This window comes from Corynebacterium sp. MSK073, from assembly GCF_030232085.1.
Taxonomy (GTDB): domain Bacteria; phylum Actinomycetota; class Actinomycetes; order Mycobacteriales; family Mycobacteriaceae; genus Corynebacterium.
Window position 1 is genome coordinate 1 of the sequence record NZ_JASPIY010000019.1, and the last position, 12,738, is coordinate 12,738.

The following is a 12,738-nucleotide window of genomic DNA, read 5'->3' on the forward strand; positions in this document are numbered from 1 at the left end:
AAAACCGGCTACCGGGCGGCTACCGCCACCCCGGTACCTGGTACCGCCTTACCGGTCCCTAAAACAAGCCCGCGTCAAACCATGCCATTGAACTCGTTCCCGAGCACGTAGAGTGCCAGCGCTATGACCTGCGCACACTCCCGCTTTATGATTTCGACTACGACGATCCTGGCGTGGAGGATAAACCCACGCCGGAAGAGTACACCGATTTCCGCAACGCCATTAAGGAAGCGGATGCCATTTTGTTCGTCACTAGCGAGAATAACCGGACGATCCCGGCGTGTTTAAAGAATGCCATCGATATTGGGTCCAAGCCCAATTCCGATGTCGCCTGGAAGAATAAGCCAGCTGGCATCATCAGCCACTCCGTCGGCCGCATGGGTGGCTATTCTTCCCACAAGAATGTGCGCCTAGCCTTGTCCTACTTTGACATGCCGATGCCCGGTCAGCCTGAGGTATTCTTGGGCAATTCTCCCCAGCTCATCGGCGAGGATGGAAAGATCGCGCCTCCCAGCACCATCGATTTCGTGCGGGACTACCTCGAGCGTCTTTTAGCGTTGGTACCTGCAGCTCCGCAACACTAGGATCTACATCCTCCTAGCAGCGAGGCGGTTAATCCCAGTATTCCGTGGCGCAGAGCGCGATGCCGTGCGCCCGGATTTCCTGGCCCGCCTCAACTGGGGCATCAACGATGAGCGGGAGCCCGTCGATTTCGCATACCCAGAACTCCCCTCCCCCAAATTCATTGGTCCTGTTCTCGACGTTGTTCACGGTCCCCGCTAGCTCCACCTGCGGGTTGAGCAGGCTGGGCTTGTAGTTCTGATAAAACCGTTCCGTGGCTGGGGAGCGCAGCGAAAACTCCGCCGGGTCCGTTAATTCATAGTCCAGCGCAACGACCGCGGGCCGCACGCGGCCGCGCAGTTTTTCGCCGCCCACGGGGTTGCCGGTGGGTAGCGTGAAGGGGGCATCGCTAAGCACTGCCCACCGCAGATCTTCCATTTCTAAGATGCCAATAAATGGCATGGCGCGATAAAGCGTTGCCTTAACCTCTTCCCCGCCCCGGAATGACGGCAACACGGTCCACTCCCCCTCGTACTCCATCGCCGTGACGGCTATGCCGGAGGGATCCGCATAGTAGAGCACTTGATCAAAAGCAGGCGCATCCCACAGGGTCCGCTCTGCGGGAAGCTCCGCGATGAGCTCCTCGGTGCCTAGGAAATCGAATCCGCAGACGCTAAAAAGTTTATCCATGTCCGCCATCATAGACAGGCGTCTGCCCTACAGGAGTCGCGGGCGGTCTGAAAATAGTCCGGTGTTTACTTACTAGTGACTAAATATAGAGACAATCAACCGAATATTAATACCAATAAATAGGTTATAAAAAGCGAAGTACATGCGATTAAACGAGCAAAAGTATGGCGCACGAAAATTATTGGTACGGTGAATCCAAGACGTTTAATAATGTTGAGGATTGATGGGTCAACTGCGGCAATCGATACAGGGTTGAGTAATCAACTGCGCAGGGTATAATGCCAATTAAGTCAGAAGCTAAAGGGAGAGATGCCGTGCGCGCAGAGGAAAGTGCGGCGTGGGCGGATTTTGTAGCAATGCAGCGGGCGCTGCATAAGGAGTTGGCCAACGCGCTGCAGGAAACTGCGAATGTGAGCGAGGCCGATTATGCGGTGTTGGCCGTCCTGCAGCGCCGCCGTGGGCAGAGCACCCGGCCGCACGAGTTGGCCGCGGAACTTGGGTGGGAGAAATCGCGCCTGCACCGACAACTGGTCCGGATGGAGGGGCGCAAGTTGGTGACGAGGCGGCACGCGGAGGAGTTAGGACCCCGCGCTATTGACGTCACAGTGACGAAAGTCGGCGGGGAAGCATTCGCCACAGCACTGGAGAGCCACACCGCGAAGGTGGATGACAAGGTGGTCTCCGTCTTGACGGGAGAGGAATTGCGGCAGTTGGGTTCCATCTCAAGAAAAATCATGCGCGGTTTAACGGGCGATACCTAGACCCCAAGGAGTCAATCGCACAAGGAAGGCACCCCGTCACTGATGGGGTGCCTTCCTAGTTTTGAATCCTAAAGACTAGGACCTTAGGAAATCTTCAGCACCGTGCGGCCGTGGTGGTTGCCGTTGATGAGCGATTGCGCTTCCTTTACCGCATCTTCCAGGGGAAGGGTATTGGTCAAGGACTCCAGGATGGACAGGTCCAGGGTGCGGGCGAGGAGCTGCCAAGCATTCTGGCGGTAGTGCAGCGGGGCATCGACGGAGTTCACGCCGGCTAGGTGTACGTTGCGCAGGATGAAGGGCATGACGGTGGCGGGCAGGTCGGGGCCGCTGGCCATACCGGTGGCGGCGACGGTGCCGCCCCACTTGGTACGGGCCAGGACATTGGCCAGCTCCTGGGAGCCGGAGGTGTCCACGGCGCCAGCGTAGATGGCCTTTTGTAGGGGCTTGCCCGGCTCGGTGAATTCGGCGCGGTCAATGACCTCATGTGCGCCGAGCTCGTAGAGGTAGTTGGCGTAATCGTCGGGGCGGCCGGTCATGGCGTGGACCTCGTAGCCAGCATTGCGCAGAAGGTTGACGGCAATGGAGCCGACGCCGCCGGTGGCACCGGTGACGAGAACGGGGCCCTCGGGAAGCCCGCGCAGCGAGTTAACGCACAGCGCCGCGGTGTAGCCGGCGGTACCGACGGCAGCTGCCTGCTCCGCGGTGAAATCCGCAGGCAGGGCAACGGTGGCGCGGGAATTGACGCGCTGCTTCGGGGTATAGCCGCCGTGGCGGAATTCGCCAAGGCCGTCGCCAAAGGAGGCAACCAAGGTGCCCACCGGCAGTCGCTGCACATTGGAATCGGATACGGTGCCGACCACATCAATGCCGGGCACCAGTGGGTTGGTGCGGACGACGCCGGGATCACCGGTGATCGCCATCGCGTCCTTGTAGTTCAGCGAGGAATAAGAGACGTCAACGGTCAGGTCGCCCTCGCCGAGGAATTCTCCATCCTCAAAGGAGGTAGTGACAGATTTGTCTTCGTTACGGGTAACAAGTAGCGTGCTCATGCTCACCATGGTACGTGAATTGTGATGCAAGCATTTTTGGGCGGCTAACGAGCGGGGGAGCAGAGCTTGGCGATGTCCGCAGCGGTCTGCTTGGCAAAAGGGCTCACCCCGGTAATCGTTGCGGAACCGGGGCCCGTCCACGTTCCGTAGCCGACGAGGAAGAGGCCCTCGACGGTGGGGGTGCGGCCATCGAGAAGCGTGCGGAAAGGCCCCAGCGCCGGGCGGAACCCGGTGCACCAGATGAGGTGATCTGCCTTCACCTCATCGAGGCTGGAGAACATGGGGGAGGACTTAAGCAGTCCCTCATCGCGGGCGCGCTTGACGGGAGGAACAACGACGATATCGCCCAAGTTGGTATCCGCGCCGGGATCGGGCTCGCCGCGCATCATGGCATTGAGGCGGGCGCGGTTGCGCTGGAAAAGCACGCGGCCGTCAACGTCATCGGGCATCCACCGCGGCGGCTTCGCCGTAAACCACGTGGTATCTACGCCAGAGAGCACAAGCTCTGCGGCAATCTGGGCCCCGGAGTTGCCTGCCCCAACGACGGCGACGGACTCGCCACGGAAGGGATCGGGCCCGGGGTAGACCGCCGAGTGCCATTGCCGCCCGGCAAAGGAACCGGGGTAGTAGGGGATAAACGGCGAGGACCACGTGCCGGTAGCCGCGACCACGGTGCGCGCGGTAAAAAGCTCATCATCGGTAATGACATGAAAGCGCTCGCCATCGTGGGTGACCTCTTGGACCCGCACCGGCCGGCGTACGGGCAGGTCATAGCGCTGCTCGTAGCGGGTAAAGTAATCGATGACGTGGCTGGCGGGCGGAAATCCGTCGTGGTGGGGCATCGGCAAGCCGGGCAGGTTGGAAGAGGCGCTATTGCTAAAGAGCGTGAGCGATGGCCACGCGTGGCGCCAGGCCGCGCCGGGGGAGGGCTCGGCATCGAGGATCTGGAAGTCGAGTCCCTTCTTGCGTAGGTAATAGCTGGTGGCCAGGCCGGCTTGCCCGCCGCCGATAACGATGGAATCGAGCATTAAATGAGCTTTCTTTCGCGGGCTACGGTCACCGCGGCCGTGCGGGTGTCCACGCCCAGTTTTTGATAGATGTGAATGAGGTGCGTCTTCACCGTGGCCTCAGAGATAAAGAGCTGATTGGCCAGCTCCTTATTGGAGGAGCCGGTCGCAAGGGCACGGAGGATTTCCAGCTCGCGGGTGGAGAGGGACTGCTCCGGCTGGCCCACGCGCTGGGCCAAGAGGTTGACCACCTCTGGGGCGAGGGTGCGCTGGCGCGCGGCGGTATTGAGCACGGCTTCGTGCAGCTCTTCCTCGGGCGAGTCCTTGAGCAGGTATCCCATCGCGCCGGCCTCCACCGCGGCCAGGATATCGGCCTGGGTGTCATAGGTGGTGAGGATGAGCACGGGCGGGCCGCCGGCCTCGGTCAGCTTTTTGGTGGCGGTGATGCCATCGACGCCCGGCATCTGGATATCGCAGACCACGACGTCGACCTCGGGGGCGTCATCGGCAAAGAGCTTGTTCACGTCCGCGCTGTTATCGCCTTCCATGACCACGTGGACATCGGCAAAGGTATTGAGTATCGCGCGCAGCCCGGCGCGGACGACGGGGTGGTCATCGATAAGCATGACGTTAACCATGGGGCTGCTCCTTGAGGGGGATTCTAATGGCAAGGGCGGTGCCGTCGCCGGATTCGAGGCTCAGGGAGCCACCGACGCTCTCCACGCGCTGGGACAATCCTTGCAGGCCAAAGCCGCTATCGCCGCCGTGGCTCGGGGGCTCGACTACACCGTGCCCATTATCCACGACGTCCAGGGTGACCGCATCCTCAAAAAGGCCCAGGGTGACCACCGCGCGGGAGGCGTGCGCGTGCTTGATCACGTTATTAAGGCCCTCCTGCGCGGCGCGCACGACCACCTGCTTGATATCGCCGGGCACGCTCCCGCTGCCGGAAACGACGAGGTCAAAGGTGGTATCGTCGCCCAGTGCCTCCGTGCGTCGGCGCATCTGGGACAGGATGGAATCCAACTGGGTCTCCAGGCGCTCATCGGGCCCGGCGAGCTCGCGGACGAAACGGCGGGCCTCGGCCAGGTTCTCGCCCGCGGTGTCCTCGATGACGGCGAGCTGTTCATTCTTGGTCGCTAGGTCATCGGTATTCCGGGCGGCGCGGGATAGCAGCAGGATGGAGCTCAGCCCTTGGGCCACGGTGTCATGGATATCCCGGGACAGGCGTTCGCGCTCTTCCAGGCGCCCGGCTTGGTGCTCGCTGGCAGCCAGCTCGGCCTGGGTTTCGTGCAGCTGCTTGGCGATGTCCCTGTGGTGCACCGCCTCCGCCTGCAACCGGCGCTGGATATAGAACACGCCCGCGGCAAAGGTCGTGCCGATAAGCGGCCCGATGGCCGCGGCGATGGACCAGCCATCCGGATGCAGCCACGCCGGAATGAACGCGGCCGCCGCCCACAGCACTGTGATGGAGATAAGGCCTGGCCACTTGGGCAAGGCGCGCAGGAAGACGAAGATGAGCGGGAACTCGAGCCACATGAAGTCCTGCGCGTGGACCATCAGCCCCAACCAGAGCAGGCACAACCCGGTGAGCCAGAGCCAGGTGGGAAGCCAGCGCGCGGCCGCGTACACCGCGGCTAGGCCGATGGCCAAAAGGATGGCGCGGGCATCTAGGCGGTCATCGATATAGGCGCGGGCCACACCGAAAAGCAGCAGGAACACGAACATGGCGTGTAAGCCCCAGAGCCATAATTTTTGTCCAGAAAACACAATTTTCTACAGTAACTGCCGGAGGGTGGATGAGGGATCAACCAGTTGGTTGACTGGAGGTTCAACTAGGCCGCCGATTACTTCTGAACTGCGCAAAGGGACTATAGAAGTATGTTCTTAGCTATTCGTGAAATCACCGCAGCGCGCGGCCGCTTCGGGCTCATCGGCCGCACCGTGGCGCTTATTACCCTGCTCTTGGTGATGCTTTCCGGCCTGACGGAGGGCCTATCCAAGCAAAATACCTCGGCGCTTGAGGCCGTGGCGCAGGAATACCCCTATGTCAGCTTTTCTACTGAAGAGCCCGCTTATAACGAGTCCGAGATCAAAGAGGAAGACCTTTCCGGCGAGGCGATTGCCTTGGGCACCGCGCAAACCAAATTGGAGGGCGAGGGCGCGGTAGGCGTGATGGGCTTGCCGGCCGGTACGACCATCCCTAATACCAAAGCCACCATCCCGGAAGATGGCGCCGTCCTGTCTGACACGATTGATGCCTCCGGCACCGTGAATATCGGCGGGGTAGACCTTTCCGTAGAGGGCACCGTTGCCGAAACGCAGTTTCCCACTCGCCGGTGGTATGGGTATCTACCCAGACTTGGCAGAAGGTAAGCCACGCCCCAGAGGGTGTGGTCGGCACGCTTGCCCTCCATTCCGAAGAGGTCCCCGGCTCGGTCGAGATGTCCGATTCCTTCTCCGGCCTGCCCGCTTATCAGTCCGAACGCGGTTCGTTGCTGACTATGCAGGGCTTCCTTTACGGCATCTCCGCGCTGGTCACCGTGGCCTTCCTGACGGTGTGGACCCTCCAGCGCACCCGCGATCTCTCCATCCTGCGCGCCCTGGGCGCCTCGGTGCGCTATCTGCTGCGCGATGCCCTGGCCCAGGCCGCGCTGATTTTGGCCGCCGGCACCATCCTCGGCGCGTTCGTCGGCTGGCTGCTTGGCCTGCTGGCCTCCGGCACCGTTCCCTTCGACGTATCCGTGCGCACCATCATTGTTCCCGCGGTCGGCATCTGGATCCTGGGCATGGCCGGTGCCCTGGTCTCCACCCGCCGCGTAGCCAAAGCCAACCCCCTCGATGCATTGGGAGGAAATGCCTAAAATGTCCACCGTTCTTGATATTCGCGACGCCACCGTCACCTTTCAGGACGGCACGACGACTACTACGGCGCTTGATAATGCCACCTTTAGCGCCGACTCCGATACTCTCACCGCAATCGTGGGCGAGTCCGGTTCCGGTAAGTCCACGCTGCTCTCCGTCGGCGCCGGGCTCATCACTCCGGACTCCGGCACCGTAGAGGTCAACGGTACGAACTCCATCATCTTCCAGCAGTCGAACCTGTTGTCCGCGCTCAAGGTGCGCGATCAGCTGCTCATCATGGACCACATGGCCGGGCGCAAGCTGCGTAAGGATCGGGCCGATGAGCTGCTAGAATTCGTTGGTCTTAAGGGCATGGGCAATCGCCGCATCGGCCAGCTTTCCGGCGGCCAGGCCCAGCGCGTCAATATCGCGCGCGCCTTGATGGATGAGCCGAACCTGCTGCTTGCCGATGAACCCACCTCCGCCCTCGACTCCCACCTTTCCCAGGAAATCATCCGCCTGCTGCGCGATATTACCCAGGAGATGCATACCGCCACGGTGCTCGTGACGCACGATCGCTCCCTACTCACCTTCGCCGACCACGTGGTTGAGGTCAAAGACGGCCGCGTGAGCACGCAGGACGCTATCGGTGCATAACGAGCAAGCGCGCGATGGACTGGGGCATCGCCGCGGCGATCTGGGAAGCGGAACAAATGCCAAAACCATCGGGGGTATGCGCCGCGATGGCGGCCGCGTGCTGGTGTAGGGCGGCGGCGTGGAGGATCTCCATAATGATGTACTCCGCATCGGCCTTCTCGTGGTCTACCTGCGCGATGGTGGCGCCGAGGATGCCGGATAAAACATCGCCGGAGCCGGCGGTGGCCGCATAAGAGTGGCCGGCATTCATCCCATAGATGGACTGGCCAGGCGCGGTCACCGTGGTGATTCGGCCCTTGTGCAGGACAAAACAGTCCAAGTCCTCGGCGAGCTCGCGCTGGCGCGGGCCCACGCCCTCGCTGAGATCGAGCTCGCGGCCGCAGGTGGCCTCGTAGAGGCGGCGGAACTCGCCGGCGTGCGGGGTAAGGATGACCCGCGGGTGGGCGCGGACGCTATCGCGCAGCTCGGCGCTTTGGGCGAGCAGCGTCAGGGCATCGGCATCCAGGATGGTAGGCAGCCCGCGATCCAAGACGGCGTGGAGCTCGCGGGCTGCTGCTTCATCGGTGCCGCGGCCAGGGCCCACCACCCACGCCTGGGCATGCACCTTATCCTCGGCGCTCGCGTGGGGAACCACCTCGGGTAGGTGGGGGACCACGGCATCGTTATCTATCACCCGCACCATGGAGGGCGTCGCGCGCACCGCCCCGGTAGCCGCTAGGATGCCCGCGCCGGGATACGCGTTGCTACCAGCACAGATGGCGGTGACCCCGCCGGTGTATTTCGTGCTCGAAGCGCGGGGAGTGGGGTCCACGATGGGCCCCGTGCAACCCACGGGCTTGGGGGCGGTGACGTGGCCGAGGTGGGCATCGGCAAGCACGGGGTCCGCAGGCCACTGGAAGGGGAGATCGATGGTGGGCTCGTTGGCGATATAGCCCGCCGGCTCAGCCGTGGCCGTTAGTTCCTCCGCAAAGGAACGCGGCGCCTTGGGCAGCTGCAGATCGCAGAGCACGACCGTGCCGCATTCCGGGGCGAAGATATGGCCGGCGCGCGCCCAACCGAAGCTCGCGGTAATCGTGGCCTCGACGGCATTATCCGCGGCCACGCCCGTATCGGCGTTGATGCCAGAGGGGATATCCACCGAAAGCACCGGGATATCGTGCTGCTTGGCCGCGCGGTACGCGGCAAGGCCCACACCGCTAAGCCCGCGGGTGGAGTTGAGGCCGACGACGGCATCAATAAGCAGCCCCGTAGCCTCCGCGCGCGGTTGCTCCGTAATGGTCCCGCCGGCAGCAGTAAAGGCCTGCAGCGCCGGGTCGTGCGCAGCATCGGCGACGAGGAGCGCGTCAACGCCATAGCCCTCCTCGGCGAGGAAAGCGCCTGCATAAAGGCCATCGCCGCCATTGCCGCCAGGTCCGGCGAGGAGGGTGATGCGGTGAGGCGCAGGGCCCGTCAGCATGGATTTCGCCGTGGCGGCAACGCCCCTGGCGGCCAAGCGCATGAGCTCATCATCGTGGCTCTGCTGCGCGAGGAGCGCGGATTCGGCGGAACGAACGGCGGATACACTATAGGCAGGTCGCATGCCCGCCACTATAGGCCTTAAGCAGCGGATTGGCAGGTAGGGCACCAGGAGAGGTTTCGGCCCTCCATTACTTGTTCCGCAATCGGCGTGCCGCAGACATAGCAGGGCAGGCCGGCGCGCCGGTAGACGTAGACTTCGCCGCCGTGATCATCCTTGCGCGGGTCGCGCCCCATGGCCTCGGGGGAGTGCTCGGCGCGCACGGTATCGATGCGGCCGTGCTCCACGCCGTAGTTCATGAGCTCTACCAGGTCTTTCCAGATGGCGAAGAATGTTTCACGGGAAACATCCTTGCCAGGGGTGAAGGGGGAGAGGCAGGCGCGAAAGAGGGCCTCCGCGCGGTAGATATTGCCCACACCGGCATACAGGTGCTGGTCCATCATGAGGGAACCTATGCTGCGGCGGGATTTGCTCACCTTGGCCCACAGGGCTTTTGGGTCGGCATCGGCGCGGAGCGGATCCTGGCCCACCTTGGTTAGTCGCGCCCGGTAGTCCTCCTCTGTAAGTAGCAGGCAGAATTGGGGCCCGCGCAGTTGCGCGGCTTGCGCCCCATTGTCTATGCGTATGCGGATTTGCCCGCGGGTTTCCTCGCGCGGTTCGAAGCTGAGCTTGCCGATGAGCCCCAGGTGAATATAGAGGATATGCGCCGGGTTGGTGGCGGTGAAGTGCACGAAGAGGTGCTTGCCGAAGGCCTCTGCGTGGTCGATTTCTGTACCGTCCAGGATGGCCGCCTCGGCGGCGAAGCGGCCTTGCGGGCTGGTCACGCTGAGCGGCATCCCGCGATAGTCAGTGTTGAGTGTGAGGGCTAGGCGGTGGATCACGTGACCTTCAGGCATGACTTCAGTGTAGTGAAATAGTTGGTCGCCCCCAACTAGGGTGCGTGGCGCCGGGGGATGAAAAAGAGTAAACTCGAAGCGCGGATTGATTTTATTTCTATTGAAGGGTCGATAAATCATGACGCATAAAATCGGTTTTGACCGAGAAAAATACATAGAGCTGCAGTCAAAGCACATACAGGCCCGCCGCGAAGAAATCGGCGGAAAGCTCTATCTGGAAATGGGCGGCAAGCTTTTCGATGATATGCACGCCTCCCGAGTGCTGCCGGGCTTTACCCCGGATAACAAGATCGCCATGCTGGAGCGCATCAAAGAGGACATTGAAATCCTCCCGTGCATCAACGCCAAAGACATTGCCCGCCACAAAGTCCGCGCTGATTTAGACATCCTGTATGAAGACGACCTCCTGCGCTTGGTGGACGTATTCCGCAGCCGCGGCTTCTTGGTTGAAAACATCGTCATGACCCAGGTGGAAGACGGAAATGCGCAGGCAGAAGCGTTCATCGAAAAGCTCGAGCGCCTCGGCCTCAAGGTAGCTCGCCACCGCGTTATCCCTGGCTATCCCACGAATACGGATCTCATTGTGTCTGAGGATGGCCTTGGCAAGAACGAGTTCGCGGAAACCTCCCGGGACTTGGTCGTCGTGACCGCCCCAGGTCCTGGTTCCGGCAAGCTCGCCACCGCACTATCGCAGGTCTACCACGAGCACCAGCGCGGCAATAACGCTGGTTACGCCAAGTTTGAGACCTTCCCCATCTGGAATCTTCCCCTCGAGCACCCGGTTAACCTGGCCTATGAGGCAGCCACGGTGGATCTCAACGATTCCAATATTATTGACCACTTCCACTTGAGCGCCCACGGCGAATCCACGGTCAACTACAACCGCGACGTTGAGGCCTTCCCGCTGCTGCGGACCCTGCTGGAAAAGCTCACCGGCACCACGCCGTATGAATCGCCCACGGACATGGGCGTGAATATGGCCGGCTACTGCATTACCGATGACGCGGTCTGCCGCGCCGCCGCCCAACAGGAAATCATCCGCCGCTACTTCAAGGCCAAGGTGGAAGAAGCCCGCGCCGGGCTGGGCGATGAGCAGTCTGAGCGCGCCGCCGTCGTCATGGCAAAGGCCGGCATCAAAGCCGATGACCGCCCAGTAGTGGGCCCGGCCCGCAAGCGCGCGGAGGAAACCGATGGACCCGCCTCCGCAATGCAGCTTCACGATGGCACCATCATCACCGGCCGGACCTCCCCGCTGCTGGGCTGCTCCGCGGCGATGCTGCTCAATGCCCTCAAGTACTTAGCCGGCATCGATGACGATACCCACCTGCTCTCGCCGGAATCGATAGAGCCAATCCAAACGCTCAAGACGAAGCACTTGGGTTCTTCCAATCCCCGCCTGCACACCGATGAAGTGCTCATCGCGCTGTCCGTATCCGCCGCAAAGGACGAGGATGCCCGCAAGGCGCTGGAGCAGATCAAGGAACTTTCCGGCTGCGATGTCCACACCACCACCATCCTGGGCTCGGTGGATGAGGGCATCTTCCGCAACCTTGGCGTGCTTGTGACCTCAGATCCGGTCTTCGCCCGCAAGAAGGCGCTGTACCAGAAGCGCTAAGGAATTGGGGATCTTTCCGGTAGCGGGCCTAAGATTATGGGCGTGACTATCGGCAAAGTTCTCCTATATTACTGCTTTACCCCCATTGAGGATCCCACCGCCGTCATGCTATGGCAGCGCACCCTGTGTGAGTCCTTGGGCTTAAAGGGGCGCATCCTCATTTCGGAACACGGCATCAATGGCACCGTTGGTGGCGACATGGATGCCTGCAAGCGCTACGTGCGTCAAACCCGTGAGTACCCAGGCTTTAAGCGCATGCAGTTCAAGTGGTCCGATGGCGGAGCCGATGATTTCCCGCGCCTATCGGTTAAGGTGCGCGATGAAATCGTGGCCTTTGGTGCCCCAGGCGAGCTGAAGGTAGATGAAACCGGTGTCGTCGGCGGCGGTACACACCTCAAGCCGGAAGAGGTCAACAAGCTGGTAGAAGAGCGCGGCGATGAGGTCGTCTTCTTCGATGGGCGCAATGCAATGGAAGCAGAGATTGGCAAATTCAAAAATGCCGTCGTGCCGGATGTGCGCACCACCCATGATTTCATTGAAGAGCTGGAATCCGGCAAATACGACTGGATGAAGGACAAACCGGTCGTCTCCTATTGCACCGGCGGCATCCGGTGTGAGGTCCTTTCCTCCCTGATGAAGAATCGCGGGTTCAACGAGATTTATCAGATTGATGGTGGCATCGTGCGCTACGGCGAAAAGTACGGCAATGATGGCCTGTGGGAAGGCTCCATGTACGTCTTTGATAAGCGCATGCACCAAGAGTTTGGCCAAGGACTAGAGGATCCGGGCTTTATCCAATTGGGCCACTGTGTGCACTGCGGCAAGGGCACTAATACCTTCCACAACTGCATCAACGAGGACACGTGCCGCCAGCAGGTGCTCATCTGTGATGACTGCATCCAGCATGTAGAAACGCAGCATTGCGGCCGACCAGATTGCGCCGAGGTGGCAGCAAAATTCGTCGACCAAGATTCCAAGGCTTGATTAGAAATTGCTAGGTACTGTAAAACAGGCGCGAGATCGCTAGATGCAGCGCCCAGCAGATGCTTTGCTTCGTCTTTGCGTGGACTGAGTGTTAACCAAAGTGGTAATAAAATTTTACCACCATTTTACTTGCTGCAAAGTACTTTCAAGTATGTTGA

The 12,738-nt window shown here is 61.3% G+C and carries 11 protein-coding genes and 2 pseudogenes; 6 read left to right on the forward strand and 7 right to left on the reverse strand.

What is annotated here, in order from left to right; all coding sequences use genetic code 11:
* Positions 1 to 74: 74 nt before the first annotated feature.
* Positions 75 to 584: pseudogene (locus QP970_RS10735) on the forward strand (NADPH-dependent FMN reductase); the annotation flags it as partial.
* 28 nt (positions 585 to 612) lie between these two features.
* Here QP970_RS10735 and QP970_RS10740 read toward each other — a convergent pair.
* The gene (locus tag QP970_RS10740) at positions 613 to 1,251 is read right to left on the reverse strand and encodes a hypothetical protein (protein WP_284772240.1); all 639 of its coding nucleotides are present in this window, start codon (positions 1,249 to 1,251) and stop codon (positions 613 to 615) included.
* 314 nt (positions 1,252 to 1,565) lie between these two features.
* On the opposite strand from QP970_RS10740, the gene QP970_RS10745 reads away from it, so the two are divergent.
* Positions 1,566 to 2,012 (forward strand): MarR family winged helix-turn-helix transcriptional regulator, encoded by a 447-nt coding sequence (locus tag QP970_RS10745; RefSeq protein WP_284772239.1) that lies wholly within the window; start codon positions 1,566 to 1,568, stop codon positions 2,010 to 2,012.
* Between the two features lie 83 nt (positions 2,013 to 2,095).
* Here the strand turns inward: QP970_RS10745 and QP970_RS10750 are convergent, their stop codons facing one another.
* The 4 genes from QP970_RS10750 to QP970_RS10765 are packed head-to-tail and all read right to left on the reverse strand — an operon-like array spanning position 2,096 to position 5,796.
* On the reverse strand, positions 2,096 to 3,070 hold the full coding sequence (locus QP970_RS10750; RefSeq protein ID WP_284772238.1) for an MDR family oxidoreductase: 975 nt from the start codon (positions 3,068 to 3,070) through the stop codon (positions 2,096 to 2,098).
* Positions 3,071 to 3,105: 35 nt separating this feature from the next.
* Positions 3,106 to 4,089 carry an NAD(P)-binding domain-containing protein gene (locus QP970_RS10755; protein ID WP_284772237.1) on the reverse strand — a complete coding sequence of 328 codons (984 nt, stop codon included), beginning with the start codon at positions 4,087 to 4,089 and terminating at the stop codon, positions 3,106 to 3,108.
* Complete coding sequence (locus QP970_RS10760; protein WP_284869928.1) at positions 4,089 to 4,706, reverse strand: response regulator; 618 nt, start codon at positions 4,704 to 4,706, stop codon at positions 4,089 to 4,091. Before QP970_RS10760 ends, QP970_RS10755 begins: the two co-directional genes overlap by 1 nt.
* Positions 4,699 to 5,796: a sensor histidine kinase gene (locus tag QP970_RS10765; protein ID WP_284772235.1), complete on the reverse strand. Its 1,098-nt coding sequence runs from the start codon at positions 5,794 to 5,796 to the stop codon at positions 4,699 to 4,701. Before QP970_RS10765 ends, QP970_RS10760 begins: the two co-directional genes overlap by 8 nt.
* Positions 5,797 to 5,949: 153 nt before the next feature.
* On the opposite strand from QP970_RS10765, the pseudogene QP970_RS10770 reads away from it, so the two are divergent.
* Together QP970_RS10770 and QP970_RS10775 are read left to right on the forward strand one after the other, a co-directional pair.
* A pseudogene (locus QP970_RS10770) lies at positions 5,950 to 6,932 on the forward strand (ABC transporter permease).
* 1 nt (position 6,933) lies between these two features.
* Complete coding sequence (locus tag QP970_RS10775) at positions 6,934 to 7,569, forward strand: ABC transporter ATP-binding protein (RefSeq protein WP_239269599.1); 636 nt, start codon at positions 6,934 to 6,936, stop codon at positions 7,567 to 7,569.
* On the opposite strand, the gene QP970_RS10780 is transcribed toward QP970_RS10775, so the two are convergent.
* The gene (locus QP970_RS10780) at positions 7,556 to 9,148 is read right to left on the reverse strand and encodes a bifunctional ADP-dependent NAD(P)H-hydrate dehydratase/NAD(P)H-hydrate epimerase (RefSeq protein WP_239269600.1); all 1,593 of its coding nucleotides are present in this window, start codon (positions 9,146 to 9,148) and stop codon (positions 7,556 to 7,558) included. The two genes, QP970_RS10775 and QP970_RS10780, sit on opposite strands and share 14 nt — an antisense overlap.
* Before the next feature lie 17 nt (positions 9,149 to 9,165).
* Complete coding sequence (locus QP970_RS10785) at positions 9,166 to 9,981, reverse strand: Fpg/Nei family DNA glycosylase (protein ID WP_239269601.1); 816 nt, start codon at positions 9,979 to 9,981, stop codon at positions 9,166 to 9,168.
* Positions 9,982 to 10,099: 118 nt separating this feature from the next.
* Between QP970_RS10785 and QP970_RS10790 the strand changes: the two genes are divergently transcribed.
* Both QP970_RS10790 and trhO read left to right on the forward strand, forming a co-directional pair.
* Positions 10,100 to 11,596 (forward strand): DUF1846 domain-containing protein, encoded by a 1,497-nt coding sequence (locus QP970_RS10790; protein ID WP_239269602.1) that lies wholly within the window; start codon positions 10,100 to 10,102, stop codon positions 11,594 to 11,596.
* 42 nt (positions 11,597 to 11,638) lie between these two features.
* Entirely contained in the window at positions 11,639 to 12,580 is a 942-nt protein-coding gene (gene trhO, locus QP970_RS10795; protein WP_239269603.1) for an oxygen-dependent tRNA uridine(34) hydroxylase TrhO, read from the forward strand.
* The last annotated feature ends 158 nt before the right edge of the window (positions 12,581 to 12,738 follow it).

What these genes read in the sequence shown, in the direction of transcription:
- QP970_RS10750 (WP_284772238.1), bottom strand. Translation starts at nt 3,070, where the DNA reads ATGGTGAGCATGAGCACGCTACTTGTTACCCGTAACGAAGACAAATCT.
- QP970_RS10790 (WP_239269602.1), top strand. Translation starts at nt 10,100, where the DNA reads ATGACGCATAAAATCGGTTTTGACCGAGAAAAATACATAGAGCTGCAG.
- QP970_RS10755 (WP_284772237.1), bottom strand. Translation starts at nt 4,089, where the DNA reads ATGCTCGATTCCATCGTTATCGGCGGCGGGCAAGCCGGCCTGGCCACC.
- QP970_RS10775 (WP_239269599.1), top strand. Translation starts at nt 6,934, where the DNA reads ATGTCCACCGTTCTTGATATTCGCGACGCCACCGTCACCTTTCAGGAC.
- QP970_RS10785 (WP_239269601.1), bottom strand. Translation starts at nt 9,981, where the DNA reads ATGCCTGAAGGTCACGTGATCCACCGCCTAGCCCTCACACTCAACACT.
- QP970_RS10780 (WP_239269600.1), bottom strand. Translation starts at nt 9,148, where the DNA reads ATGCGACCTGCCTATAGTGTATCCGCCGTTCGTTCCGCCGAATCCGCG.
- QP970_RS10760 (WP_284869928.1), bottom strand. Translation starts at nt 4,706, where the DNA reads ATGGTTAACGTCATGCTTATCGATGACCACCCCGTCGTCCGCGCCGGG.
- QP970_RS10765 (WP_284772235.1), bottom strand. Translation starts at nt 5,796, where the DNA reads ATGTTCGTGTTCCTGCTGCTTTTCGGTGTGGCCCGCGCCTATATCGAT.
- QP970_RS10740 (WP_284772240.1), bottom strand. Translation starts at nt 1,251, where the DNA reads ATGGATAAACTTTTTAGCGTCTGCGGATTCGATTTCCTAGGCACCGAG.